The organism is Aquabacterium sp. OR-4, assembly GCF_025290835.2.
Taxonomy (GTDB): Bacteria; Pseudomonadota; Gammaproteobacteria; order Burkholderiales; family Burkholderiaceae_C; genus Pseudaquabacterium.
Window position 1 is genome coordinate 402551 of record NZ_JAOCQD020000004.1, and the last position, 26097, is coordinate 428647.

15 protein-coding genes are annotated in these 26097 nt (G+C 73.7%); 1 reads left to right on the forward strand and 14 read right to left on the reverse strand.

The features are described from left to right. Positions 1 to 31 precede the first annotated feature (31 nt). From N4G63_RS27145 to N4G63_RS27195, 11 genes are all read right to left on the reverse strand, one after another. The gene (locus N4G63_RS27145) at positions 32 to 1189 is read right to left on the reverse strand and encodes an ABC transporter ATP-binding protein (RefSeq protein ID WP_314600442.1); all 1158 of its coding nucleotides are present in this window, start codon (positions 1187 to 1189) and stop codon (positions 32 to 34) included. 403 nt (positions 1190 to 1592) lie between these two features. Then, a complete protein-coding gene (locus N4G63_RS27150) occupies positions 1593 to 2462 on the reverse strand; it encodes an alpha/beta hydrolase (RefSeq protein ID WP_314600443.1) in 870 nt (289 codons plus the stop codon). A gap of 52 nt (positions 2463 to 2514) precedes the next feature. Next, positions 2515 to 3975, reverse strand: coding sequence for a S41 family peptidase (locus tag N4G63_RS27155; protein ID WP_314600804.1), 1461 nt, complete (start codon positions 3973 to 3975; stop codon positions 2515 to 2517). Between the two features lie 2 nt (positions 3976 to 3977). Continuing rightward, on the reverse strand, positions 3978 to 6818 hold the full coding sequence (locus N4G63_RS27160) for a beta-galactosidase (protein ID WP_314600444.1): 2841 nt from the start codon (positions 6816 to 6818) through the stop codon (positions 3978 to 3980). Then, the gene (locus tag N4G63_RS27165) at positions 6815 to 9703 is read right to left on the reverse strand and encodes a glycoside hydrolase family 2 TIM barrel-domain containing protein (protein ID WP_314600445.1); all 2889 of its coding nucleotides are present in this window, start codon (positions 9701 to 9703) and stop codon (positions 6815 to 6817) included. Before N4G63_RS27165 ends, N4G63_RS27160 begins: the two co-directional genes overlap by 4 nt. 1 nt (position 9704) lies before the next feature. Beyond that, on the reverse strand, positions 9705 to 10268 hold the full coding sequence (locus tag N4G63_RS27170; protein WP_314600446.1) for a family 43 glycosylhydrolase: 564 nt from the start codon (positions 10266 to 10268) through the stop codon (positions 9705 to 9707). Positions 10269 to 10533: 265 nt separating this feature from the next. Then, the gene (locus tag N4G63_RS27175) at positions 10534 to 11727 is read right to left on the reverse strand and encodes a serine hydrolase domain-containing protein (protein ID WP_314600447.1); all 1194 of its coding nucleotides are present in this window, start codon (positions 11725 to 11727) and stop codon (positions 10534 to 10536) included. Further along, complete coding sequence (locus N4G63_RS27180; protein WP_314600448.1) at positions 11724 to 13277, reverse strand: alpha-N-arabinofuranosidase; 1554 nt, start codon at positions 13275 to 13277, stop codon at positions 11724 to 11726. The genes N4G63_RS27175 and N4G63_RS27180 overlap by 4 nt, the downstream gene beginning before the upstream one ends. Beyond that, on the reverse strand, positions 13274 to 14233 hold the full coding sequence (locus tag N4G63_RS27185; RefSeq protein ID WP_314600449.1) for a DUF6250 domain-containing protein: 960 nt from the start codon (positions 14231 to 14233) through the stop codon (positions 13274 to 13276). Before N4G63_RS27185 ends, N4G63_RS27180 begins: the two co-directional genes overlap by 4 nt. Beyond that, a complete protein-coding gene (locus tag N4G63_RS27190; protein ID WP_314600450.1) occupies positions 14200 to 14565 on the reverse strand; it encodes an L-rhamnose mutarotase in 366 nt (121 codons plus the stop codon). Before N4G63_RS27190 ends, N4G63_RS27185 begins: the two co-directional genes overlap by 34 nt. Positions 14566 to 14590: 25 nt before the next feature. Continuing rightward, positions 14591 to 15964 carry a glycoside hydrolase family 28 protein gene (locus N4G63_RS27195; RefSeq protein ID WP_260791453.1) on the reverse strand — a complete coding sequence of 458 codons (1374 nt, stop codon included), beginning with the start codon at positions 15962 to 15964 and terminating at the stop codon, positions 14591 to 14593. Between the two features lie 152 nt (positions 15965 to 16116). On the opposite strand from N4G63_RS27195, the gene N4G63_RS27200 reads away from it, so the two are divergent. Next, complete coding sequence (locus N4G63_RS27200; RefSeq protein ID WP_260791451.1) at positions 16117 to 17094, forward strand: DeoR/GlpR family DNA-binding transcription regulator; 978 nt, start codon at positions 16117 to 16119, stop codon at positions 17092 to 17094. A gap of 607 nt (positions 17095 to 17701) precedes the next feature. On the opposite strand, the gene N4G63_RS27205 is transcribed toward N4G63_RS27200, so the two are convergent. From N4G63_RS27205 to N4G63_RS27215, 3 genes are all read right to left on the reverse strand, one after another. Continuing rightward, complete coding sequence (locus N4G63_RS27205; protein WP_260791449.1) at positions 17702 to 19528, reverse strand: rhamnogalacturonan lyase B N-terminal domain-containing protein; 1827 nt, start codon at positions 19526 to 19528, stop codon at positions 17702 to 17704. A gap of 186 nt (positions 19529 to 19714) precedes the next feature. Then, positions 19715 to 22378 carry a serine hydrolase gene (locus N4G63_RS27210; protein ID WP_314600451.1) on the reverse strand — a complete coding sequence of 888 codons (2664 nt, stop codon included), beginning with the start codon at positions 22376 to 22378 and terminating at the stop codon, positions 19715 to 19717. A gap of 718 nt (positions 22379 to 23096) precedes the next feature. Continuing rightward, a complete protein-coding gene (locus tag N4G63_RS27215; protein ID WP_314600452.1) occupies positions 23097 to 26039 on the reverse strand; it encodes an exo-rhamnogalacturonan lyase family protein in 2943 nt (980 codons plus the stop codon). Positions 26040 to 26097: the final 58 nt, after the last annotated feature.

Below are 26097 nucleotides of genomic sequence, written 5' to 3' on the forward strand. Positions count from 1 at the left end.
CAGTCGGGTGTCTTCTCGTGGGGGGGCGGGGTCAGACGGCCGGCACCTCGGGCACCGGCAGCTCGGCCAGCGCCACGCAGCGCGGCAGGGCGCGGCCATCGGGGCCGAACAGGTGCAGCGCCGCCGGCGGCAGCGCCAGCGCCACGCGCTGGCCGGCGCGGGCATGGGCCTGGCCGGGGGCCTTGGCCACCAGCGGGCTGTCGGCCTGGCCGCTGTCCAGGTACAGGTAGGTGGCCTCGCCCAGGCGCTCTTGCCACTGCACGCTGCGCACGATGTGCTGGCCGGCGCTGCCCAGCTCGGCATGCTCGGGCCGCAGGCCCACGCTCACCGGTGCGCCGGCGGGCAGCGCGCGCGCATCCACCTGCACCCGCACGCGCTCGCCCTGGCGCAGCTGCACCCAGGCGCCATCGGCCTCGGCCTGCTGCAGCGTGGCGGGCAGGAAGTTCATGCGCGGCGAGCCGATGAAGCCGGCCACGAACAGGTTGCAGGGCTGGTGGTACAGCGCCAGCGGCGTGCCGCACTGAGCCACGCTGCCCTCGCGCGCCACGGCCTCGCCGGCGTTGAGCAGCAGGATGCGGTCGGCCAGGGTCATGGCCTCGACCTGGTCGTGCGTGACATACACCGTGCTGGCGCGGCCGAACTCGCGGTGGATGCGCGCGATCTCGAAGCGCGTCTGCACGCGCAGCGCGGCGTCGAGGTTGGACAGCGGCTCGTCGAACAGGAACACCCCCGGCTCGCGCACGATGGCCCGGCCGATGGCCACGCGCTGGCGCTGGCCGCCCGACAAGGCCTTGGGCAGGCGATCCAGCAGGTGCTCGAGCTGCAGCTTGCGCGCGGCCTCGGTGACGGTGCGGCGGATCTGCGCCTCGGGCACGCGCGCCAGCTGCAGGCCGAAGGCCATGTTCTGGTACACGCTCATGTGCGGAAACAGCGCATAACTCTGAAACACCATGGCCACGCCACGGCGCGCCGAGGGCACCTCGTTCATGCGCACGCCGCCAATGCGCAGCTCGCCGGCGCTGATCTCCTCCAGCCCCGCAATCATGCGCAGCAGCGTGCTCTTGCCGCAGCCCGAGGGGCCGACGAAGACGCAGAACTCGCCCGGCGCGATGCTCAGGTCGACCGTGCGGATCACCTCCACCTGCGCGCCGTAGCGCTTGCTCACCGCGTGTAGCTCGATGCCGGACATGGGCTGTCGCCCGGACGGTGGGCGCTTCTCTGCTGCTGGGAAGCGGCAGATTTTCCAAGCCGGCCCGGTGCGGGCTGCCGGTCGGTTTCCCTGCTGGCGGGCGCTGCGGCCGGGCCTGGACGGGCGGGTGGGCACGGCGTGCCGGCTGGGGTTAACCCGCTGCCGCACCGGGCCCCGGCCGCAGCGGCAGCGCTTGCGGCCGCGCATTCGGCCGGCAAAGCAGGGGTTTGCACCGGTTTGCGTGCCATGCCTGGGCGCAGCCAAGGCGCACCACGCCATCGCTGCATCGGCGCATTAGCAAATCCGATAGTGCCGGCGCCGGGCGGGCCGGTGCGGCAGCAGCGCGGTGGGCACCACCGGCCCTGCGCCGGTGAGCCGGTGTGCCGGTGTGCCGGTGCGCCGCTCAGGCGCCCTGCAGCTGCCAGGCCATCCAGCGCGCCGCCAACGCCGGCCATTGGTCGTGCGTGCCGGCCGTGTGGCGCAGCGCAAAGCCATGGGGCGCCTGGGCGAAGACATGGGCATCCACCGCGCCGCCGCCGGCCCGCAGGGCCTGGATCAGGTTCAGCGCATGGTCCAGCGGCACCACGGCATCGTGCAGCGCATAGGCCAGAAACACCGGGCAGGGCGGCAGGCCCTGCGGCTCGGCCCGGATGCCGATGGGCCAGGCGTCGTAGAAGGCCTGCTTCTCGGGCGGCGGGTAGTCGGGCTTGCCGGCCGGGGCCTTGTAGGCGCGGTGGTTGGCATTGATCGGCGCATAGGCGATCACCGCGCCCGCCAGGCGCAGCGGCGCCGGGTGCGGCTGGCAGGCCAGCACGCCGGCCAGGTGGCCGCCGCTGCTCAGGCCCAGGTGCAGCAGCGGCAGCCCGGGCGACACGCGGGCCAGGTGCTGCAGCGCGGCCAGCCCGTCGCGCAGCGCGATGTCGAAGGGCCAGACCTCGCCCGGCCCATTCTCGCCACTTGGGCTATCTGGGCCCGGGCCCACTGCCTGGCCGGGCAGGCGGTGCACCAGCACATGGGCGTCGAGCCCCAGGCCGTTGAGCCAGTGGGCGATCTCCAGGCCTTCCTTGTCGATCACCAGCTGCAGGTAGCCGCCGCCGGCCATCACCAGCACCTGGCCGCGCGCCGGCCCGGGGCAGCGAAAGCTCAGCAGCTCGGGCCGCCGGACCTGCGCGATGCTGCGATCGGGCCAGTGGCCCTGCCAGAGGTTGTCCGCGCCCTCGGCCAGCGGCTGGACCGTGTGCGGCAGGGGTGGCGAGCTCGGGGTCGGGTGCATGGGTCGGGCCGGGGCCAAGGCAAGGTCAAGGGGCGAGATCAAAGGGCGCGGATCAGGGCGGGGCGGGGGCCGGCAGCACCGTGGCGCGGCCGGCCGGCTGGGTGGCCAGCCAGGCCCGGGCGGCCGCCAGCGCGGGGTCGTGGCCGTTGCGCTGGGCGGCCGGGTCGGGCCACACGGTCTGGTCGGGCACCACGCCCACGGCCTCGACCCGGCGCTGGCCGCCGATCAGCATGTCGACCTCGCTGAGCACCAGCTGGCCGCCACCGGGCAGGGCCTGGCCCTGGCGCACGCCCAGCAGGCAGCCGCAGCTGGTGCTGCCAAACACGCGGGCGCGGCCGCGCTGCTGCAGCACCGCGGCCATCAGCTCGGCGCCGCTGGCGCTGGCCTCGTCCACCAGCACCGCCAGCGGCTGCGCCAGGCGCTGCGGCTGCGGCGGGATGTCGAGGTCGGGCGTCACGTCCATCAGGCCGGCCATCGCGGTGATGCGCTGGTTGTCGCGGGTGACGATGCGCCCGGCGCTGCCCGGCGGCAGATACCAGCCCAGCAGCGCGTTGGCCAGCTTGAGGGCGCCGCCCGGGTTGCCGCGCAGGTCGAGCACCAGGCGTTCGCTGGGCGCCAGACGCAGCTGGGCCAGCTGCAGCTCGGTGGCCAGCGCCGGCGCAAAGTTGACGAAGCGCAGGTAGCCCGTGCCATCGGCCAGGCGGTGGGCGCGCACGCCCGGGTGCTGCAGGGCGTCCTGCTGCAGCGTCAGCTGGAAGGGCCGGCCATCGGCATGGCGGCCGTCGAGCACCCGCCGGCTGCCCACCTCGCCGGCATTGAGCGCCTGGTTGATCAGGCCGCGCTGCGAGCGCTCGGTGGAGCTGCCGCGCACCGCCTGCGCCTGGCGGGCCCACCAGGCGGCCACCGGCTCGCCGTCCACCGCGGTGACCTCGTCACCCGGGCGCAGGCCCAGCAAGGCCGCCTGGCTGTTGCCGGCCACCGCCATCAGCAGCCAGCGGCCTTCGTGCGGCTGCAGGCGCAGGTCGTGGCTGCCGCGCTGCTCGCGCGTGGCGCGCAGCGCCATCGGCGAGACCACGCGCGAATGGGCATCGCGCAGCTCGCCGACCATGCGGTCGAGCTCGTGCCAGAACTGCTCGTCGCTGGCCGCACCGAGCACACGCTCGCGCCAGCGCGGGGTCAGGCCGGCCCAGTCCACGCCGTTGAACTGCGGGTCGACATACTGGCGCGACACCTGGCGGGCCACGTCGTCAAAGGCCAGGCGGCGCGTCTCGGCCGTGAGCGCCGCCGGCACAAAGGGCGCGGGCGGCGTGGCGGGCCGGGTGGCGCAGCCGCTCAGCAGGGCCGTCAGGCCAACGGCCAGCAGCAGGCTGACGGGGCGGGTGAGCGGCCGGGGCAGAGGCCGGTTCAGTGAGCGGATCAGTGGCCGGGTCAGTGGCCGTGTCAGTGGCCGTGTCAGTGGCCGGATCAGCAGCGGGGTGGGCCGCAGGGCCGCAGGCGGGCAGGGGCTGGGCATCGTCACGGGGTGTTCGGGTTGAAGTGCAGACGGTACACCGGCCGCAGGCGCAGGCCGTTCAAGCGCGCCAGCTGGCCGGCCTCGAACGTGGGGCGCACGCGCGGGTCGAAGACGATGCCGCTGTCGTCGCGCAGCGGCATCACGGCCAGGGTGAGCGGCAGCGTCGCGTGGGGCGGGTGGCTGGCGGCCGCGGTGGCGCCCGAGCCGGCATCGCAGGCCGGGCCGCCGGTGGCGCTGGTGCTGGCGGTGGCGCTGGCCGCATCCAGCCAGCGGCGCACGCCCAGGCGCCAGGGCCGGCCGATCCAGTAGCTGTCGTCCAGCAGCGCCAGGCCGTGGTACAGGCGCAGCACGTCGCCCTGGGCATCGAGCTCGAGCTGCCAGTCGGCCAGGCCGGGATGCTCGCTCAGCGCGGCCAGCGCCGCCGGCGGCAGGCTGAACTGCCAGGCCGCGCTGGCCTCGAAGGCCTCGGGCACCGGCTCGGCCGGTGTCTGGCGCGGGCCGATGCGCCGCGGCGCCGGGGCGCGGCCGGCCGCACGCAGCGGCGTGGCCTCGAGCGCCAGCTCGGCCAGCGGCCGCGTCTGCAGCCGGTAGGGCGTGAACAGGGCCGGCACGCCGATCGGCCCGGGTGCGGTGGGCCCGGGTGCGGCCGTCGCCGGGCCGGCCGGCGGTGCGGCGGCCACGCCGCTGCTGGCGGCCAGCGGTGGCCACAGGCCCAGCATGGCCGTGGCCGCGCTGCTGCGCAGCCACAGGCCGCCCGCGCCGTCGCCATACACCGCCGCCTCGCTCCACACCAGGCGCTGGCGGCCCTGCAGCCAATGCAGACTCAGGCCCTGGGCCCGATCGACCGGCAGCCACACCAGGCGCGCGCGGCGGCCATCGGGCCCGGTCAGCACCACGGTCTGGCCGGCCGGCGGGCGCAGCACCAGGTCGCCAGCGCCGTCCACCGCCAGCGCCGCGCCGGCTGCGCCAACTGCGCCAACTGCACCAACTGCACCAACTGCGCCGGCGGCACCCGCAGCACCTGGCAAGCCACCCACGCCACCCACGCCACCCACGCCGCTCAGCGGGCCGGCCGGCGCTGGCGCGGCCACCGGCTGCCCGTCCACCGCGACCACGCTGCCGGGCCGGAAGCGAAAGCCCGGCGCCATGCCGCCGGTGGCCATGAACACGTTGAGATCGCCGTCGGGCTCGCCCGGCGCCGCGGCCAGGCGTGTGAGCGGCTGCGCGCTGGCCCAGTGCAGGCGCAGGCCGCCCAGATCGAGGTTCACCGGCCACAGCAGGTGATCGCCCGGCGCCAGCTGCAGGCCGGGCTCGCCGGGCGGAGGCAGGGTCAGGGTTTCGTCGCGCAGCTGCACGGCCAGGCGCGTGTCGGCATGGTGGGGCGTGGCGTGCTGGCGCACATGGTTGTTGATGAACACGAAGCCGCTGCGGCCGTCGCCGCGCCAGGCCCAGCGCAGCGTGGCCAGATCGGTCGCGCCGCCGCCGCGCTGCGCCGGCGCCGCCACCGCCATGGGCGCCAGGCGCTCGCCAAAGGCCGCCAGAAACAGGTGCAGCGGCCGCAGCGCACGCAGCACCGCGCGCTCGTCGCCATCGGCCGACAGCGGCGCCTGGAAGTCGTAGTCGACGCGCGGCACGTCGTTGTAGCCGCCACTGGCCAGCTGCTCGGCATGGGTCACCGGCGCCACCGGGTTGCGCCCGCCGTGAAACATGTACCAGCCCAACAGGTTGACGCCCGAGCCGATCTTGGTGAGCGCCATGGCGCTCACATCGGCGGGCTCGATCAGCGGCCGGCGGCGGTACATCTGCGGCACGCCGGCACCGTATTCGGCGCCGAGAAAGGGCGTGATGTCGTTGTCGCGCTCGCCATCGCCGCGCAACGCGGTGGCGCCCTGCGCACCCAGGCCCTGCTCGTTGCGCAGGCCGAACTGGAACAGGTAGCTGGTCTTGGGCGGCAGCAGGCCGGCGGCGGCCGACCAGGGCTCGTCGACATAGGAGCCGAACACCGGCAGCACCTCGCCGCGCGGAAACAGCGCATGGTCCCAGCCGGTCACGGTGTAGAGCGGCACATCCAGGCCATGGCGCAGCGCCAGGCGCTTGAGCGTGGCGATGTGCTGCGCGCCCTGGCCGGGGCCGGCGCGGTTGTACTCGTTCTCGATCTGCAGCCCGACCACCGGGCCGCCGTCCTTCCACAGCAGGCCCTGCAGCTGCTGCGCGATGGCGCCGAACCAGCGGTCGACCTCGCGCAGGTAGTCGGCGTCGTCGCGGCGCGTGGGCAGCGCATCCACCAGCCAGTCGGGCAGGCCGCCGTAGCGCAGCTCGGCATGCACCCAGGGCCCCGGCCGGATGAACACCATCAGGCCCACGCGCTGCGCCAGCTGCACGAAGCGCCGCAGGTCATTGGCCTGCTGCCAGTCGAGCGCCTGCGGCGTGGCGGCGTGCAGGCGCCAGACGATGTAGCTGGCCACCACGGTGACGCCGGCCGCCTTCATCTGCTGCAGTGCCTGCTCCCACTGCGCCGGGGGCAGGCGGCTGAAGTGCAGCTCGCCCATCACCGGCAGCAGCGGCCGGCCATCCAGCGTCAGCGACTGGCTGTTGACCGCCAGCACGCGGCCCGCCGGGTTGCGGCCGGTGCCCATCTGCAGCGCGCCGGCCAGCACGGCCGGCGGTGCGGCGCGCGCATCCAGCGCATGGGTCTGGGCTGCGGCGCACGGCAGCGGCGCCAGCAGGCCCGCCAACACAGCCACCCGCAGCGCAGCCACCCGCAGTGCAGCCGCCCGCAGTGCGGCCGGCAGGGCCGGGCCGGCCTGGGCGCGGGGCCGCCGCAGCGCGGGGCGGGCCGTCATCGGCACAGCTGGTTGAAGGCCAGCGGCGCCGGCTCGCGCTGGCCGGGCGGGGGCAGGGCCAGGCCGCGCGCACCGGCCATGCGCGGCAGCAGGCTGCCGCCGCCGGCGTCGGCATAGGCGGGGTCGGCCTGGGCCTGGGCCAGCGGCACGAAACGCGCCCCGGCGGCGCGCAGCCGGGCCAGCAGCTCGGGCAGGGTGGCGGCGCTGAAGGCGCCCAGGTGGGTGACCAGCACCTGCGGGATCACGCGGCCGAACACCGCCAGCGAGTCGGCGCGCAGGCGGGCGATGCCGGCATCGACCACCGCCAGGTAATGCGCACGCAGCGCGGCCTGGCCGGCGGCATCGCCCCGGGCCACGCAGCGCGCCCAGGGGTCGGTGTAGGCCCAGTCGCTGAAGCTCAGGCTGACATCGGCCACGCGGTAGCCGCGCTCGTGCAGCCAGCGCAGTCCGGCCTCGCGCCGGCCTTCGTCGCCCACCGCCAGGTTGGCATAACGAAACCACTGCCAGTGCGCGCTGCCCATGGCCTGGGCAATCGCCGGCTCGCCCTCGGCCACGTCGCGCTGCCAGACCTCGAGCGAGGGCGCGCGGCCCAGGCTCATGTGGCTGTGGCTGTGGTTGCCCAGCGGATGGCCGGCCTGGCGCCAGGCATCCAGCACGGCCTGGCTGCCCGGCTCCTGCTGCAGGCCCCCGGCGTTGACGAAGCCCCAGGCCTCGGCCACGCCGGCCTCGCGCAGCGCCGCCAGATGGGCCTGGGTGAGGGCCAGGCGGGTGACGCCCGGCGGCAGCAGGCCGTGCAGCGGCAGGTCGTCGATGGTGAAGGCGAGGTCGAAGCCGGGCTCGGCCGCCTCGCGCTCACGGGCCTGTGCATCCGCACCCGCCAGGCGGTCACGGTAGTGCGCGGCCAGCACCTCGAAGGCCTGCTTGCGCTGGCCGGTCTCGCTGATCAGGCCCTTGCGGTTCCAGCCGTTCTGCCACACCGGGTGCTCGCGCCGCGGCGATCGAAAATCCTTCAACACCCAGGGCGACAGGCCGCGCAGGTTGGGCACGGCCGACAGCATGGCCAGCGTGGCGCGGTAGTAGTCGGCCTGGAAGGCCTCGCTGAACTTGCGCCGGCGCTCGGCGTCCACATGGCCGGCCAGCGCGTCGGCACCGAACTCGCTGAACACCAGCGGCCGGTTGGTGGGCAGGGCCCAGCGCAGGCGGGGCAGATCGGCCAGCGTGTCGCTGCCGTACCAGCCGGCGTAGCTGTTGACGGCCAGGATGTCCAGCCGCTCGGCCAGCGGATCGGCCAGCGTGAGGGTGGGCACGCCGTCCACCTCGCGCCGCTCGAGCAGCAGCGCGGCGGCCAGCAGGCGGCCGGGGTCGAGCGCGCGCACCGTGTCGGCCAGCGCCGCATGGAAGCGGGTGCGCTCGGGCGACACCGGGGTTTCGTTGCCCACGCTCCAGATCGCCAGCGCGGCGCGGTTGCGGTCGCGGTACAGGGTCTCGGCCTGCTGACGGCGCGCCTTGTCCAGCACCGCCGGGTTGGCCCAGTCGACGCTCCAGTACACCGGGATCTCGCTCCACACCAGCAGGCCCAGCTCGTCGGCCAGGCGCAGCATGGTCTCGCTGTGCGGGTAGTGCGACAGGCGCACATAGTTGCCGGCCAGGCCCTGCTTGACCTCCAGCAGCAGGCGGCGGGCGGCGGCCTCGTCGATGCGGCGCGCCGGGTTGGCGCCGATCTCCTCCTCGTGCAGCGACACACCGCGCAGGAACACCGGCGCGCCGTTGAGCAGGATCTCGCTGCCGCGCACGGCCAGGGTGCGAAAGCCGATGCGCTCGGTCAGCGCATCGCCCTCGGTGGCAAAGCGCACCGCATACAGCTGCGGGCTGTCGGGCGACCAGCGCCGCAGGCCCGGCGGGGCCGGCAGATCAAACCGCGCGCGGCCCGCCGCATCGCTGCGCGCCTGCACCTGCAGGCCCAGCGCGGCAATCGCCAGGCTCACCGGGCGCTGCGCGGCCTGCGGGCCGTTGAGCTGCAGCTCGCCGCGCAGGCGCGGGCCGGCGGCGGTGTCCACCAGGGCCAGCGTGGCATCGTCGATGAAGGTGCCGGGCGTGATCACCAGGCGCACCGGGCGGGTGATGCCGCCGTAGTTGTCCCAGTCGGTGGTCTCGGCCGGAATGGTCTGCGCGTCGTGGCGCGAATCGGCACCCACCACCAGGCGGTTGTCGCCGCTGCGCAGCGCCTGCGTGACCTCGAACACGAAGGGCGTGAAGCCGCCCTCGTGGCGGCCCAGTGCCTGGCCGTTGAGCCACACATGGGCACGGTGGTTCACCGCCTCGAAGCGCACAAAGGCCCGCGCCCCCGGCGGCAGGGCGGGCGGCGTGAAGCGGCGCTGGAACCAGATCAGCCCGTCGTAGTAGCGCAGCTCGGGCACGGCGGCGTTCCAGGCGCCGGGGATCTGCATCACCGGGCCGCGGTCCATGTCGAACTCGTGGAAGCCGGTGCCGCCGCGCGCCTCCTCGGCGGCCACGTCGACATCGCGGTGGCGCTGCATGCGCGACTTGGCCACCCAGCCGTTGATGTCGGCCAGGCCGCTGCGGTAGAGGTCTTTCGAGTAGGACCAGGGGCCCGACAGATCGAGGCCCGTGCGGCCGTGCGCGGCGCTGAGCAGCAGCGGCGGGCGCAGGTCGGCCTCGCGCAGCGGCGCGGCGGTCAGGGCCGGGGCCGCCGCGGGCGGCGCGGGCGGCGCGGTGGGCGCGGCCGCTGCGGCCAGCACAAGCAGCAGCGCCAGGGCCGCGGCCCCACGCCGCGGCCCCGGGCGGCCCGCCAGCCAGCGCCACAGCGCGCGGGCGGGCCCCCGGCACGACCAGGGGCACAACAAGGGGGCAGGCGGGCAGTGCATGTCAGGTGGCCTTGGCGCGGGGCGTGTGTGGCAGGCTGAAGTCGGGCAGCCCGTCGGGGTGGAAGCGCAGGGCCTGCAGGTAGCTGGCACGGCCTCGATCCTTCAGCGGATCGCCGGCGATGTCGCGGTAGCCGCGGGCGTGGAAGGCATGCCACACCGTGCCGTCGGGCAGGGTGACGAAGCTGTTGTGACCGGGGCCCCACAGGCCGCGTTCGGCGTCGCTGCGCAGCACCGGCTGCGGCAGCTTGGTCCAGGCACGCGCATCCATCAGGTCGGCACCGGCATCGGCCCACAGCAGGCCCAGGCAGTACTCGGGGCCGGTGCCGGCCGCCGAATAGGCCACGCACACCCGACCGCCGTGCACCAGCACGGCCGGCGCCTCGTTGACGGCGTGGCGCACGCGCTCCCAGTCGTGCTCGGGGCGGCTCAGGCGCAGCGGCTGGCCGCTGATGGCCAGCGGGCCGGCCATCGGTGCCAGGTACAGGTCGGTGCTCTGCGGCACGGCGGGGTCGTGCAGCAGCTGCGGATCGGCGCGCTCGCGCGCCAGCAGCAGCGGGCCGGGCATGGCCGACGCCGCGGGTGCCGGCGCGGGCGGGAGCTGACCGGCACGGGCGGTCGGCAGCGCCGTGGCCAGGCCAGCCAGGGCCACCTGGTGCAAAACCCCACGGCGGCTGCACAAGGCGGCCGCGCGGTCCGCGGCGGCGTCGCGGGGGTGGTGCACGGCGGGGTGGGCGGCGGGGTGCGCATCGGCCGGGGACGCGGTCCGGTTGATGGTCGGCCTCATGGCCCGGGCGGCAGCGCCGGCTCCAGCACATGCAGGGCCAGCGGCATCACCGGCGCGGCGCCGCTGGCCAGCACCAGCGCGGCGCGCGGCGCCCCGGGCTCCAGCACCAGGGCCGCGGCATGGCCGGCGGTGCCGCCATCGTGCAGGCGCAGCTCGCGCGCGTGCCCAGGCGGGCGCCCACCCAGCCCAGGCCCATGCGGTTGACCGGCTGCGGCCCGTCGGCATGCAGCCGCAGCGCCAGCGCGAAGGCCGCGCCCAGTGGGTGCGGCACCAGGCCCAGCGCGGCCTGGGCATAACGCGCCAGGGCCCGCGCGCTGCCCACCAGGCCGCCGGCCGGGGCCAGCACGCCGAAGGTCCACGACGGCACGACACGGCCCTGGGCGTCGTGGCCGGGCAGCAGGCCCGGCACCGGGGCGCTGGCCAGCTGCACATCGTCCAGGCCCAGCGGCTGCAGCACGCGCTGGCGCAGCAAGGCGGCGTAGGTGTGGCCGCTGCGCCAGGCCAGGGCCTGGCCCAGCAGGCCGGCGCCCAGGTTGCTGTAGGCCCAGGCCTGGTCACGCGCCAGCGTGGGCTGCCAGTCACGCAGCGCGGCCTTCAGCGCCGCCTCGTCATAGGCGGCGTAGGGATCGGCGGCCTGCGCGTCGAGGTTGGCAGGCAGGCGCGGCAGGCCGCTGCGGTGCGTGGCCAGGTCGATCCAGCGGATCGGCGCGCCGTCGCGGTCGCGCAGGCGCAGGCCGTCGGGCAGGGCGGCCTCCACTGGGGCGTCCAGCGCCAGCGCGCCGCTCACCACGGCATCGGCCAGCAGCAGCGCGGTGAAGGTCTTGGTGATCGAGCCATAGGCCAGCAGGCTGTCGGGGCCGATGGCCTGGCCGGGCCCGCTGCGCGCCACCGCGGGCAGGAAGCGCACGCCCGTGGCATCGATGCGCGCAGCGATCAACGCCACGCCCTCGGGCCGCGCGCGCTGCGCCACGGTGAGGGCCAGGCGCTCGTCGGTCGACAGGCTGGCGGTGACCGGCACGGTGGCCGATGCCGCGGCCGATGCGGCCCCCGGGGTCGTGGCCTGGGCCTGCACGCCCGCAGGACGCAGCCCGGCGCCAGCCAGGCCGGCGGCCACACCCACGGCCAGGCCGCGGCGGCGCGCAAGGCTGGCCGGCCCGGTGTGAGGGCAGGCGGCATCAGCCGGGGTCGCTTCAGGCGGCGACTTGTGGCTGCCGCCTGCGGGGCTACCCGGCGAGCTCATGGCAGCACCTCCAGCACCAGCACCGACTTGGCCGGCAGCTCGAGCGGCAGGCGGCCGTTGCGCGCGCGGGCCTCGAAGGCCTGCGGGCGCAGGCGCTCGGGGGCATCGAGGGTGTTTTCGGCGTCCATCGCGGCAGCGGTGAGCAGCTGGCCGCGCACCGCCGTGGGCACCACGCCGCCCAGGCTGAGCGCCAGCGCCAGCGGCTCGCGCGGGTGCACGTTGACCAGGCTCAGGTAGAGCTTGCCGTCGGCGCCGCGCGCGGCGCTGGCGCTGAGCTGCGGCATGGCCAGATCACCCAGCGCATAGCGCGGCACGGCCTGCAGCTGCAGCGTCAGCGCCGTGGCATCTTGAAAGGGCAGGTGCATGCGAAAGGCGTGGTACGTGGGCGTGAGCACCATGCGCGGCCCGCTGGTGATGACCATGGCCTGCAGCACGTTCACCATCTGCGCCACATTGGCCATCTTCACCCGCTCGGCATGGGCGTGAAAGACATGGAAGTGCAGCGCCGCCAGCACCGCATCGCGCAGGGTGTTGCGCTGCACCAGAAAGCCGGGGTCGGTGCCGGGCTCGGGGTCGTACCAGCTGCCCCATTCGTCGAAGTACAGCGCAATCTTGCGCGCCGGATCATGGCGGTCGAGCAGGGCGCGCTGCTGCGCCAGGTTGGCATCGATCCTGGGCACCACGGCCAGGGTGCTGAGCCATTCGCGTTCGGCAAAGCCGATGGCGCTGCCCTTGATCTTCCAGTCGCCGGTGGGCAGGCTGTAGCGGTGATGGCTGATGGCGTCGATGCGCTGCTTGACATCGCGGCTGAGCACCTCGGTCCAGTTCAGCTCGTCGTTCTGGCCGCCGCTGGCCACCAGCTTTGGCCGGTTGCCGCGCGGTGCCTTGGCAAAAGTGCTCCAGTGGCGGTAGAGATCGGCGTAGTACTCGGGCCGCATGTGGCCGCCGCAGCCCCAGGCCTCGTTGCCAATGCCCCAGTGGTGCACGCGCCAGGGCTTGTCGCGGCCATTGGCGCGGCGCGCCTGGGCCAGGCTGCCCGGGCCGTCGCTGGTGAGGTACTCCAGCCACTCGGCCATCTCCTGCGGCGTGCCGGTGCCCAGGTTGGCATTGACATAGGTCTCGGCGCCCAGCATCTCGGCCAGGTCAAAAAACTCGTGCGTGCCCACCGCATTGGGCTCGGGCACGCCGCCCCAGCTGGTGTTGATGCGCACCGGGCGCTTGTCGCGCGGGCCGATGCCGTCACGCCAGTGGTACTCGTCGGCAAAGCAGCCGCCGGGCCAGCGCAGCACCGGCACCTTCAGGTCCTTCAATGCGGCCAGCACGTCGTTGCGCCAGCCGCGGGTGTTGGCAATGGGGCTGTCGGGCCCCACCCACAGGCCACCATAGACGCCGCTGCCCAGGTGCTCGGCAAACTGGCCGTAGATCTGGCGCGCGATGGTGGGGCCGGGCGGGTCGGGCTGGATGTTCAGCTGCACCGGCGGCGTGGCGGCCAGCAGCGGCCCGCTGAACACCAGAAAGGCAAGCACAAGAGGCAGGCGCAGAAGGCTCATGGCAGGGTGCAGTGAAAGATGCGAAAGCCGCGCAGCTGCAGCCGGCTGGCCGTGGTGCGCAGTGCGAACCAGCCGCGCAGCAGGGGCTGCGGCTGGGCCAGGGTGAACAGGCGCCGGTCGTCGACCCGCAGCTGACCATGCTCGGCCGATCCGGCCCGCGGCGCATGCGAGATCACCCGCAGGCCCAGCCAGCGCCCGGCCTGCAGGCGCGTGGCGGCGCTCATGGCGCCGCGGCGGTCGTCGGGGCCGGCCTCGGGCGCGTCGGCCCAGCCATCGAGCACCTGGCGCTGGCCCTGGCCGCCATAGGCGCGCAGCCGCGTCGTGCGGTTGCCGTTGGCGCCATAACCCACGTAGTAAGCGCGCAGGCCGTGGTAGCTGGCAAAGGCGCCGTCGCGCGGCTGCGGCTGGCGGCCATCGGCCTCGGTGGCGTTCCAGAACAGGTTCAGGTCGGACACCCGCCCGGCCAGTGCGCCGGCGTTGTCGGGCGCCGGCAGCGCGCGGGCCTCGAAGCGCAGTTCGTAGTCGCCCTGCAGCTCGGCGTGCCACCACAGGCTCAGCCCGGCGGGGGTGCGGATGTCGAGCCCGCCGGCCTCGCCCGGCAGCACCTGGGTGCCGGCCTGCTCGGCCTCCAGGCGCCAGCGCCGGCCGTTGTGCGCAGCGCCCGGCTCGCCGCCTGGTGTGCGGTGTTGCGCGCTGTCGTGCACGAAGCCGGGCCCGAAGTCGTCGCGCGCGGTTTCGCGCAGCACGCGCGGCGCGCTGCACCAGTCGCTGCCCTCGGCCGCCGGGTCGGCCGCGGCATGGCCAGCCGAATCCGCTGCGGCTGCGGTGGCTGCTGTGGCCGCGGGCGCCGCAGTGGCCCCCAGCGCCACCAACGCCACCAGCGCCGCCAGCAGCACGGCCAGGCCCTCGGGCCGGCGTGCGATCACGGCAGGTGAAACAGCGGCGGCAGCGGCCATTGCAGCGGCTTGTTGCCGGGCTCCACGGCCATCAGCGGGGCCATGTGATCCCACCATCGGCGCATCACCGGCAGCGTGTCCAGCGCGGCAAAGGCCTGGGCCTGGGCCGCGCCCGGCTGGCGCTTGAGCACCGCAAACAGCGACAGCGTGGCTTCGTCCAGAAAGATCCAGTAGTCGGCAATGCCGGCCTCCTTCAAGGCCGTGGACAGCTCGGGCCAGATCTCGTCGTGGCGCTGCTTGTATTCGGCCACCACGCCGGGCTTCAACTGCATCTTGAAGGCCAGGGTCTGCACGCCCTGGGCGTTGGTGTCGGGGATGCTGGGGGTGCTCATCGGGGCTTTCTTGTGGTCATGGGGTTCAGCTCACATCCTGCACATGCATGCCGAGCGTGGACACATCGCGCCGCGGATGCTGCGCATCGACGCGCCAGGCCGCGGGTGGCAGGCCCTGCACGGCCAGGGCATCGTGCAGCACCAGCGGCACGGCCCACGCCAGGCGGCAGCGCTCGAAGCGCCAGCCCTGGGCGTCAAGCACATGGCCACCGGCCGCGGCCTCGATGTCGCAGGCCGCAAAGTGCACATCGCACAGCGGTGATTGCGCATCGGCGTCCACCTCGAAGGCGGTGCTGGCGCCACGGGCCACCAGGCCGTGCACCTGCACGCCCTGCACCTGCATCAGGCCCTGCCGGGCCGGCACCGGCGCGGCCAGCGTGAGCCAGTGCGCCGGCGCCTGCGCGCGCTCGGCCTCGGGCAACACGGCGCGGCTGTAGGCCGGGTTCCAGTCGAGCGTGATGCGCAAGGGCACGGCCACGCCCTCGCAGTGGATGTCGGCAAGCCGCAGCCCGCGCGCCCAGCCGCCGCGCGTGCGCGCCGACTTGATCAGCACGCCCACCGGCACCGGCGCGTGCACGCGCAGGCGGCGCACGCGCACGCGCTCGAAGCCGCCTGAGGTCTCGCTGCCAAAGGCGATGCCGGTGGCGCCATCGTGCACGGTGCAGGCGGCCACCAGCACATCGCGCACTGGCCGGGCCACGCGCAGGCCGTCGGCATCGCGCCCGGCCTTGAAGGCGATGGCGTCGTCGTTGACGGCGATGTCGGCGCGGCGCACCAGCACGCGCTCGCTCGAGTCGATGTCGATGCCGTCGGTGCTGGGGCCGCGGCCGTCGTCGTTGTTGCGGATGGTGACGCGGTCGATGCGCACCTCGCGGCTGTAGCAGACCTGCAGCGTCCAGAAGCCCGAGCGCCGCAGCGTGAGCCCGCCGCCGACGAACACATTGCGCGCGCGCTGCAGCAGCAGCAGGCGCGGGCGCTGGGCGTCGTAGTCGGACGCCCAGCGCAGGCCGCGTGGCGTGTAGGCCTCGCGCAGCGCCCAGTAGCCGGCCCAGAAGCCGGCACCGTCGCCATCGATCGTGCCCTCACCGCAGATCACCACCCGCTCGGCATCGATCACGTTGAGCAGCGCGGCGGGCCAGCGCATCTCGATGCCGGCCACGCGGGTGTCGATCAGCGGGTAGTCGGCCAGCGCGGTGCTGCCGCGCAGCGTGGCGCCGGCCGGCACCTGCAGCCCCACGCCGCCGGGCACGAACAGCGCCCCGCTGCGGCACACGCCGGGTGGCAGGCGCACGGTGGCGCCGCCCGGCACGCGGGCCGCGGCGTCGAGCGCGGTCTGCAGCGCGGCGGTGTCCAGCGTGTGGCCGTCGGCGCGGGCGCCGTGCTCACGCGGGTCGATCACGGCGGGCCCGAGCCGGGGTGGCGCAAAGGGTGAGCACGCCAGCGTCATGCCCTTGGCCCCGCACACCGTGCGCGATGTGCGCGTGTTTCCTGATTGCTCATGCGTGTTGATGGCCGTAACCTGATTGCTTCGATCTGCACTGCGCCACCGTCATGACCAACCACCGCCGCCACAAGCGCCTGCTCAAGCTGCTCGACGAGCACGGCCAGGCCAGCACCGAGGAGCTGATGGCCTGGCTGAGCGCCTCGGCGGCCACGGTGCGGCGCGACCTGGCCTGGCTGGCCGCGCGCCAGCAGCTCACGCGCACCCGCGGCGGCGCGCAGCGCCTGCAGCGCAGCAGCGGCGGCCTGCTGCGCAGCCAGACCTTCCGGCTCGACATCTGCCAGCGCTCGGCACACAAGCGCGCCATCGCCCGCCATGCCGCCGAGCTGTGCACCCGCGGCGAAACCGTGATCATCAATGGCGGCACCACCACCTTCATGATGGCCGAGTTTCTGGTCGAGCAGCAGCTGCGCATCCTGACCAACTCGTTCCTGCTGGCCGAGCGCCTGCTCAACACCAGCAACAACGAGATCATCCTGCCCGGCGGCCGCGTGTACCGCGAGCAGAACGTGATCCTGAGCCCGTTCGAGAACGACATCGCCCAGCACCACTACGCGGCCAAAATGTTCATGGGCGTGCACGGCCTGTCGGCGCTGGGCCTGATGGAGGCCGATCCGCTGCTGGTGCAGGCCGAACGCCGCTTGATCGGCCAGGCCGAGCAGCTGGTGGTGCTGGCCGACAGCAGCAAGTTTGCGCGGCGCACGGGCCTGGTGCTGTGCGGCCTGGACCGCGTGAGCTGCGTGATCACCGACACCGAGGCCCCCGACGCCGTGGTGCAGTGGCTCGAGCAGCAAGGCGTGCGCGTGGTGGCCGTGGCCCCCGAGCCGCTGCCCGAGGCCCTGGCGTGCGAGCTGCAGCAGGGCGCCGCCGAGCTGGCCGACCATGAGCGCGCCGTTCAGGGCCTGGCCCGCGCGCCGCGCGGCGCGGCCACGCCGGCCAGGGCGGCCAGCGCCGCCAGCACCAGCGGCAGCGAGCCCGGCAGCGGAATGGCCGAGGCCACCACGCTGTCGATCGCCGGTGCGCTGTAGCCGCTGAGGTCGCTGGCGCTGTCAAAGGCGTAGAGGCGCACCTCGTCAAAGCCGGTCAGATCGCGCAGGCCCAGCACGCCGCCCACCCCGGCGGCGCCCATGCTGACCCGGCCGCTGCCGGTGAGTGCGCCGTCCAGCCAGGTCTGCCACAGCAGGTGGATGCTGGCGTAGCCCGAATCGACCGCGAAGCGGATGCCGTTCATGTCCACCGTGGCGCCACTGCTGATCGACAGGTAGGCGTTGAGGCCGGCCGTGGCCAGGTGGTTGCCCGAGAAGGCCTGGCTGTAGCGCTCGCCGGCCGCCAGGTCGACGCACCACTCGCCGGCATAGCCGCAGCCGCCGTTGTCATCGCCCAGCCCGGTGTGGCTGAAGTGCAGGCCACCTTCGGCCCAGGGGCTGGCCAGCGTGGTGTTGGCCTCGAAGCCGGCGCCCAGCACCGGCACCCCCACCACGCCGCCGCCGCCCACGGTCTGCAGCACAGCCGCCCGGGCCGGCGCGGCCGGCAGCAGCAGCAAGGCGGCGGTGGCCGCGAGCGAGGCAGCGCCCCCGAGACAAAAGCGCAAGACCATGGCGGGCTCCGGCAAGGCGTGGGTCAGCAAAAGGCGGCTCATGGCACGGCCACCAGGTCGATGGCGTCGAAGGACAGGCCGGGGCTCAGAAAGCGCGCGCCGGCGGTGCCGCTGGCGGTGTGGATGGTGAGCACATTGGTGCCCACCACCAGCTGGCTGGCCGGGATGTCGAAGTGGTACAGGCGGTTGATGCCGCGGTAGGTGCCCACCGTGAGGTTGCGGCTGACCTTGGGCGGCGCCGCCGGCACGCCCGAGCTCCAGCTGTTGACCGTGACCTGCGGCCTCGCGCTGTTGAAATCGGCCGTGGTGCCGATGCGCAGGCGCAGCGGGGCGCTGTTCTGGCCGCGGCGCAGCGTGAAGCGCACCTGCAGGCCGTTGTTCACGTCCTTCCACTGATAGGCCGGCCAGGCGGTGGCCGGGTTCGACTGGCCCACCACGAAGGGCGGCACCGTCCACGCGGCCATGCGCACATCGGTGGGGTGCATGATGGTCAGCTTGTCGCCGTTGATGAACTCCCGCGGCGTGCCGTCCCACTGGCCGATGCGCCACAGCGCCGGCGTGGTGGCCGGATCGGCACCGATCAGCACCGGGTTGAGCGCGTACGTGGCGTTGGCCGTCACCGTGACCGGCACGGTCTGCACGCCCAGTTCGCCCTTGTAGACGGTCATCGTGTACTGGCCCGGCAGCATGCCGGTGGCATGGAAGTGGCCATCCACCGGATCGGCGTCCACCCAGTACTGGGCCTGGGCATTGGCAAAGCCGGCGGTGTAGGCCAGCCCCGGCACGCGGCCCACCAGGCCGGCCACCGAGACGCCGCCGCGCCCCAGCGGGCCCACGTGGCCCACCAGGCCCAGCTGGCCGTACCAGCTGGTGTCGGGCCGGGCCGTGGGCGGCGCGCCGTCGGTGAACATCATCGTGTAGGTGTTCAGGATGCCGGGGCGGAAGGGCTCGGTCTGCGCCTCGCCGTAGTTCACCATGTAGGTGATCTCGTTGTGCGTGCCGGTGATCTGCTGCAGCAGGCTGCGGTAGAACGGGCCGCCGGAATCGCCCTCGTGGCTGTCACGCCAGAACCACAGGCCCACGCCGGGCCCGCTGCCGCCGAGAAACTGCCAGTCCTTCAGGCGCATGTTCGAGTAGTGCTTGGAGCGGGTGTGGCCGGCCAGCGCGCTGCCGGCGGCAAAGCCGAACACGTCGCTGGCCTCGATGGCACCGCTGCTGCCGCGGATGTCTTCGGGCCACCAGCTCTGGCCGCCGTAGCTCACCAGGCCACCGGCGGCGCCGGCCGGCCCGCCGTTGGGCAGCTTCTCCACCGGCACACGGGCGATGAAGCGCACCAGGCCATGCACATCGGGCTGCTCGGTGAAGTGCGTGCCCATGTGCACATGCGGCTGGCCACGCTTGACCAGGTAGTAGTGCGTCAATACGCCGCCCTTCAGGCTGGTGCTGGTGAGCGTGACGCGCACGAAGTCTTGGCCGCTGACCACACCGCCGTTCAGCGTGGAGGCCGGCGTGGCCTGGCCGGCGGCATCCACCAGCTCGACCTTCAGGCCCACCGCCGAGACGCCGGTGTACAGCCAGTCGGCACCCGAGTTGAGCTGCGTGCCACGCGCCGGATCGGCGTACTCCACGCCCTTGTAGACCATGCTCGAGATGTCGCCGATGGCGGTGGTGCTCGAGCTTTCGTAGCCGCGCACCTTGAACACCAGGCCGCCATCGGTGTCGATGATGTACTGCGGCCGCGCCGGGTTGCCGCTGTCGTGCACGGTGGTGATGCTCAGGGCGGCCAGCGCCGCGGGCGCCAGGCCGGCCAGGGTGCAGGCCAGGGCCAGCCGCACCCGCAGCCGCGTGAACGGTTGCATGGACATGTTTGTCTCCGATCGTGGTGGGGGGAGACCGCGCGTGTGGCGGAACATGCAGCCGTCAGGGCTGGGGGGCGGCGCGGGCTGCAACAGGCAGCGCGCGTGGGGCGGTCGAGCGGCAGTCTAGGCGGCCGCCCCGGCAAGCTGTGATCAAGTGCATGAGCGAATGGGGCAGGTGAATCCCTGGGCCGCTCACTCCATCAGCGCCTGGCGCACCAGCACCTTGATGCGCTGGTTGAGCGTGCTGTCGCCGGCCGGTCGCAGCTGGGTCATGAACACCACCAGCAGGCGCTGCTGCGGGTCCACCAGGTACTGCGGCGCATAGGCGCTGCCCCAGCCATAGGCGCCGGGGCTGCCCAGCTCGCTGCGCGAGCCCGGGCTGGCCTGCACCCAGAAGCCGAAGCCGGCGCCCTCGCCGTCGCCGCCATAGCCGCTGTAGCGGCCGCTGACATGGTCGCGGCTCATCATCGCCACGCTGGCCGGGCTGAGCAGGCGCACGCCGTCGAGCTGGCCGCCGCTCAGCAGCATCTGCAGAAAGCGCGCGTAGTCGCCGGCGGTCGAGACCAGGCCCGCGCCGCCCGACGGCAGCTTGCGCGGGCCGTCGATGAAGTCGCTGCGCGCGGCGTTTTCTTCCAGCGTGAGCTGCCCGCCCTTCAGGCCATACACATGGGCCAGGCGCGCGGCCTTGTGCCTGGGCACCCAGAAGTGGGTGTCGGCCATCTTCAGCGGCCCGGTGATGCGCTCGGCCACAAAGCGGTCGAAGGGCATGCCCGACCACAGCTCCACCAGCCGGCCCAGCACATCGGTGCTGTAGCCGTACTGCCAGACCTCGCCCGGGTGGGCCTGCAGCGGCAGCCGGGCCAGGCGGTCGGTCCATTGCGCCAGCGTCTCGTCGCGGCCCAGGATGTACCAGTCGGAGAAGCCGGCGGCCTTCCACTGCGCCTCGGCCGGGCCAGCGCCATAGCTCAGGCCGGCGGTGTGCAGCAGCAGGTCACGCACGGTGATCGGCCGGCGCGCCTTCTCCAGCCGCGGCGGCTGGCCCTCGGCGCCGGCCACGGCCACCTGCGGCTCGGCAAAGGCCGGCAGCCACTTGGCGATCGGGTCGCGCAGCAGGAAGCGGCCTTCCTCGTACAGCATCATCGCCGCCACGGTGGTCACGGCCTTGCTCATCGAGGCGATGCGAAACAGCGTGTCGGCCTGCATCGGGCGCTGCTGCTCGCGGTCAGCCAGGCCCCGCACGGTCTGGTGTACCAGACGGCCGTCGCGGTGGATCTGCACCACCGCGCCGGCCAGGCGGCCGCGGTCGATCTCGTCCTGCACCGCGGCGTCCACCCGCGCCAGGCGTTCGGCCGACCAGGCCGCGGCCCCGCCGCTGCTGGCGGCCGCAGCCGGTGCCCGGGCGCTGTCGGTGTCGCCCGCAGGCCGCTCCTGCGTTCGGCTGGGGCTGGGCACGATGGCCAGCGTGGCCAGGGCCGGCGGCGCCTCGGCGCGCAGCGCTGGCGCATCGGCGCGCAGCTGCGCGGCCAGCGGCAGCTTCAACTCGCGCAGGCCCTGAGCCACCAGGCCGGCCAGCAGCCAGGCGCCTTCGTTGGCATGGTGGGTGGGGTCGATGCGGCCATCGGCGCCATGGGCAAACAGGCGCGGCGCCTGCTGCGGGCCATAGGCCAGGTACAGCGTGCGGCTGCTGGCGTTGAGGTCGATCAGCGGCACCTGCAGCTCGGCGGCCACCGCGCGTGCGGCATCGGCGTGCTCGGTGAGCGTGCGGCGCAGCGAGCCATCGGGCTCGAAGAAGCGGCGCTCGACCGGCGTCACGATCACCGGCACGGCACGCACCGCGCGCAGCCGGCGCACATGCTGGCGCATCTCATCTTGGTAACTGGCCACGCTGCCCGAGCCGTCGCGCAGCTGCTTCTGATCGTTGTGGCCGTACTGCATCAGCACCACATCACCGGGCCGCGCCAGGCTGACGATCTTGTCGAGCCGGCGGCGCGCCAGCGCGTCGCGGTAGGTCTCGCCGCTTTGCGCCAGGCTCACCACCGCGGCGCCCGGGCCCAGCCAGCGCGGCAGCATCTGGCCCCAGCTGGCATAGGGCTCCTGCGCCTGGTCGGCCACGGTGGAGTCGCCCAGCACGAACAGCAGCGGCACCTGCACCGGTGCCACCGTGATGGCCTGCACCACCGGCTTCGCGCCATTGATCTCGAGCGTCAGCTTGCCGTCCCAGTTCCAGACCTCGCCCACCGCTTCACGCGGCTCGCGCAGCGCCACCCGGCCACCGTCGCCGGCCATGCCGGCGGGTATCTCGGGGCGGCGCACATGCACCGTGAACTGGGCGGTGGCGGTCTGACCTGGCGCACTGCGCTGGTTTTGCAGCACCAGGCGGCGCAGCTCGGCACGCACCGTGGTGTCGCTGGCTTCGGCCGTGCCCCCCAGCGTGAGCGTGACGCGCCAGCTGCCCTCGGGCAGGTCGAGCGAGAAGAACACCGGCGCGGCAGGGCTGAGCACCGGCTGGCCCTGGCGCGGGCCCGACACCGCGACGGTGGTGGCCACCGGCAGCGCGGGCGCGGTGCCGGCCGGGGCGTCAAAGCCGTGGCCGCGGCTGGCGTCATAGCGCGCATCGGGCGCGACCAGGGTGGTGCCCGGCATGGCCGGTGCGGTGCTGCCGGCCGGGCCGAAGACGAAGCGCTGCACGCCGGGCTGGGGCGTGGCCTGGTTGGCTGCTGCGGCCTGGGTGGCGGGCGTTGAGAGTGTCTGGGCGTGGGTGAGGGCCAGGGCCAGGGTGCTCAGGCATGCAGCGATGACCAGGCGGGCGTTGCGGTGCAGGCTTGGCCTTGGGCTTTGTCTTGGGCTTGTGGTCATGTCTCTTGTCCGTTCACTCGTTCGGCCGCAATGGCGGGGTTGGGTGATGGCGCTTTGCAGCGCGCCGGGTGTTCGCCCCGGCGGGCGACCTACTTTCTCTTTCAGGCGAAAGAGAAAGTAGCAAAGAGAAGCGCCTTCCAAACTTTCCGACACCACTGAGCATTTTGTTTGGTGCATCGAGGCGGGCGCCTCGCCCGCCCCGCGGGCTCGAACATAGCCAGCCGGAAAGGCATGTAGCCGATTCACGCGCGCGGGCCCCCCGGTCAAGACTTGCGGGCGCAGTGTGGGGTGGGCAGGTCTTGGTCTTGGTCTTGGTCTTGGTCTTGGTCTGGGTCTGGGTCTGGGTCTGGGTCTGGGTCTGGGTCTGGGTCTGGGTCTGGGTCTGGGTCTGGGTCTGGATCTGTGTTCCTGGCCCAGACGTGCTGGCAATGGCACGGCACGCGGGTTGCCAGAGCCTTCACAGATGAGCGGCCATGCCATCGGCGGCAATGCTTCCCTTGCCAAGCCCTGAGTCGGCAGCCTGTTCGAGCCCGCCGGGCGGGCGAGGCGCCCGCCCCGATGCTGGAGAAGCAGCAGTGCGGTGTCGGAAAGTTCAATGCGCTTTCTTTGCCTACTTTCTTTTCGCAAAAGAAAGTAGGTCGCCCGCCGGGGCGAACACCCGGCGCGGTGAAACGCGACGCGGGGCTTCTCGAAGAAGGGATCGGGACCGAACCACCGCTCAGGACTCCGGCAAATGCTCCGCAATCAGCGCCAGGTTCTGCATCGCCGCCAGGCTCCATTGCGCCGCATCGTTGGTGCTGATCCACGCCGCCTCGTCCACCGGCCGCAACACCGCCGGCCCGGCCACGCGCTGCACGCCCAGTGGCTTCTGGCCAAAGCGCCGGTCGTCCAGAAACTCGCGCCACGCGCGCCGCGCAAGTGCCGCGTCGCCCAGCTTCCAGGCCGCATAGGCCGACAGGCGCGAGTGGCCCACGGTGAGCGCATTGCCGCCGCCATGCGGCATGCCCAGCTCGCGCCGCTGCTCGTCGGCCGGCGCGTTGTACAGCCGGCAATACTGCAGCCAGGCGCGCTCGAAGCCGGGCACCTCGATCAGGCTGCTCACGTCGGCCACCATCTCCACCAGGCCGAACACCGCGCTCAGGTGGCTGGCGCCCACTCGGGGCGCGATCACGCTGCGCAGCGCGCCGGTGTCGGGGTCGTAGGCCGAACCGCTGGCACTGAAGAAGCCGTGCGGCATGGCCGCCACGCTGCGCATGCCGTTGGCGATCTTGTCGCGCCAGCGGGCATCGCCGGTGCGCTCCCACTCAGTCAGCCAGTTGGCCAGCATCGAGCCCCAGTCGGTGCCCACGCCCATCAGCGCCTGGCCCGGCGGCAGCTTGGGCGCGTCCTTGATCTTGCGTGTGGGGTTCAGCGCGATCAGCTGGCGGTCGGCGTCGCGCAGGCTGTGCAGCACATCGCCCACGCGCTCGTCGGCGGTGAGGTAGTGGTAGTGGCGGCGGTAGGCCGCGGTGCTGATGCGCAGCTGCTTGGCGCTGTCGCTCCAGTGCTGCACGCCATGGCGCGTGCCCAGGCCCTTGAAGCGACCCAGGTGGTAGGTGTCGACCTCGGTGGTGTGGCGCACCATGGCTTCGGCAAAGCGGAAGATGTCGGCCCGGCCGCTGCGCAGAAAGGCATACCAGAGCCACAGGTCGGGCGACAGCTCGCTGTTGTCCCAGGCATAACCGCCCACGTCGTAGCGCCACTCGTGGCGGTCGGCGTCGTAGGTGTGGCGCACGTCGCCATGGTCCCAGAAGCCGGTCCAGCGGCGCTGCTCGGCTTCCTTCTTGTAGAAGTCGAACAGGAAGTCAAGCCGGTCTTCGATGGCCGCGCGCGCCGGCGTGCTGCGGTCGGGCAGGCTCCACAGCCGACCGAACACGCCGGTGACCAGATAACGCTGCGGCGACGCGACCAGCTGCGGCGGCTGCTGCACGCCGCGCGCCAGTTGCACCAGGCGCTCGCGGCTGGGCGTGGCGGCCAGCGCAAACAAGGTGATCTCGTTGCTGCGGCCCACGCCCACGGCGCTGTCGAAGCCGGGCTCCCAGTCCTCGTAGGTGACTTCCAGGCCGTGCAGCTGCTTCTCGAACGTGTCCTGCCCCAGGCCGTCGTGGTAGGGCCGCAGGTCCATGGCCGGCGCCTCGGGGCTGTGCAGCCACACGGTGACCTGGCCCTGCCCGGTGTGGGCGTTGCGGATGTCGAGCTGGGTGGGGTGGCGCTGCCAGAAGTCGCGCAGGCCGAAGGCGATGCCGCCCGAGGGCCCGCCCAGCCAGCCCAGGCCGGCCGCGCGCCGGCCCCAGGCCGCATGCACCCAGGCCTGGCCGGCCTGCGTGCGCTTGCGGATCTGGAAGGCATCGGGGCCCAGCTGGGCCAGCGTCACATCGCCCCAGGCGGGGATGTGTTCCAGGTAGTTGCGCACCGAGGGGTGCCAGCCGTCCTGGGGCGGCGTGGCCTGGCCGGCCAGCTGCGCGGCACGCACCGCAGCGCCGGGGTCGCGGCGCAGGCCGGTGAGGCCGCGCACGGCCTCGGCCCACAGGCCCTGCTCGGCGCTGTCGCCGGCCAGGCGCACATGGCGGTCGTGCGGCGCGTCGCGCAGCGGCACGTCGAAGCGCAGGCCCAGGCCGCGGATGAAGTCGCGCGCCGGATCGCCGTCGAACACGAAGCTGTGCACGATGCGCAGCGCATCGCTGCCGGCATGCAGGTACAGGCGCAGGTCAAAGGGCAGCCAGGCGCGGTCGCTGGCCGTGGTGGCCGTGCCGGCAGGGCCGCTGCCGCCGGCCACGGCCACGCTGTCGCGGTGGCGGCCGCGCAGGCGCAGCACGGCGCGCAACGGGCCGCGCTGCTCGACATCGAGCTGCTCGACCACGCCCTCGCAGGCGCGGGTGCGGGTGGCGCCCTGCTCATGGCCGCCCGGCTGGTCGTCGCTGCTCAGCACCAGGCGGGCATCGCGCAGCAGCGGCACGCCAGCGCGCGTGATCTGCTCGATCAGCACCGCGCCGCGGCGTGGCACGCGGCAGCGCAGCACGCCGGTGTCGATCTCCACCGCGTCGGCGTGTTCGTCCACCCGCAAGGCCGCGCCGGGCAGGGCCGCGGCAGCCTCGCCGGGCGCGGCGGGCTGCAGGGTCCAGCCGGCCTCGGGCCGCACGGCCGGGGGCAGGGCATGGCCGCTCCACTTGACCGAGCCATCGGGCCAGGTGGCCAGCACCCAGCTCTGCAGCGGCCGGGCGCGGCCTTGCGCGTCGCGCAGGGTCAGGGCCAGGGCCTGGGCCGGGGTGTTGGCCCCGGCTCCGACCCCGGCCTTGCCGCGCGGCAGCTGGCCCTGCGGCCAGGGCCAGCCAAAGGCCAGGCCGGCATGCTCGGGCGGCGCGCTGCCGTCCAGCCAGCGCAGGGCCTGGGCCTGGGCCTGGGCCTGGGCCTGGGCATCGGCACCAGCACCAGCACCAGCACCAGCACCAGCACCAGCACCAGCACCAGCACCAGCACCGGCCGGTGGGGCAGGGGCCACGCCGGCGGCGGCCGGCGCGGCCGCCTGGGCGGTGGGCGCCGCCGCCAGGCCGGCGGCCAGGCCTGCGGCACCGCCGGCAAAAAAGCCGCGGCGGGTGAGTTCGAACGAAGGGGTGTCGGACATGCGCAGTGGTGGGCGGGCGGGCGTGGATCGGGGATGGCTCAGCGCGGATCAGGTGCCG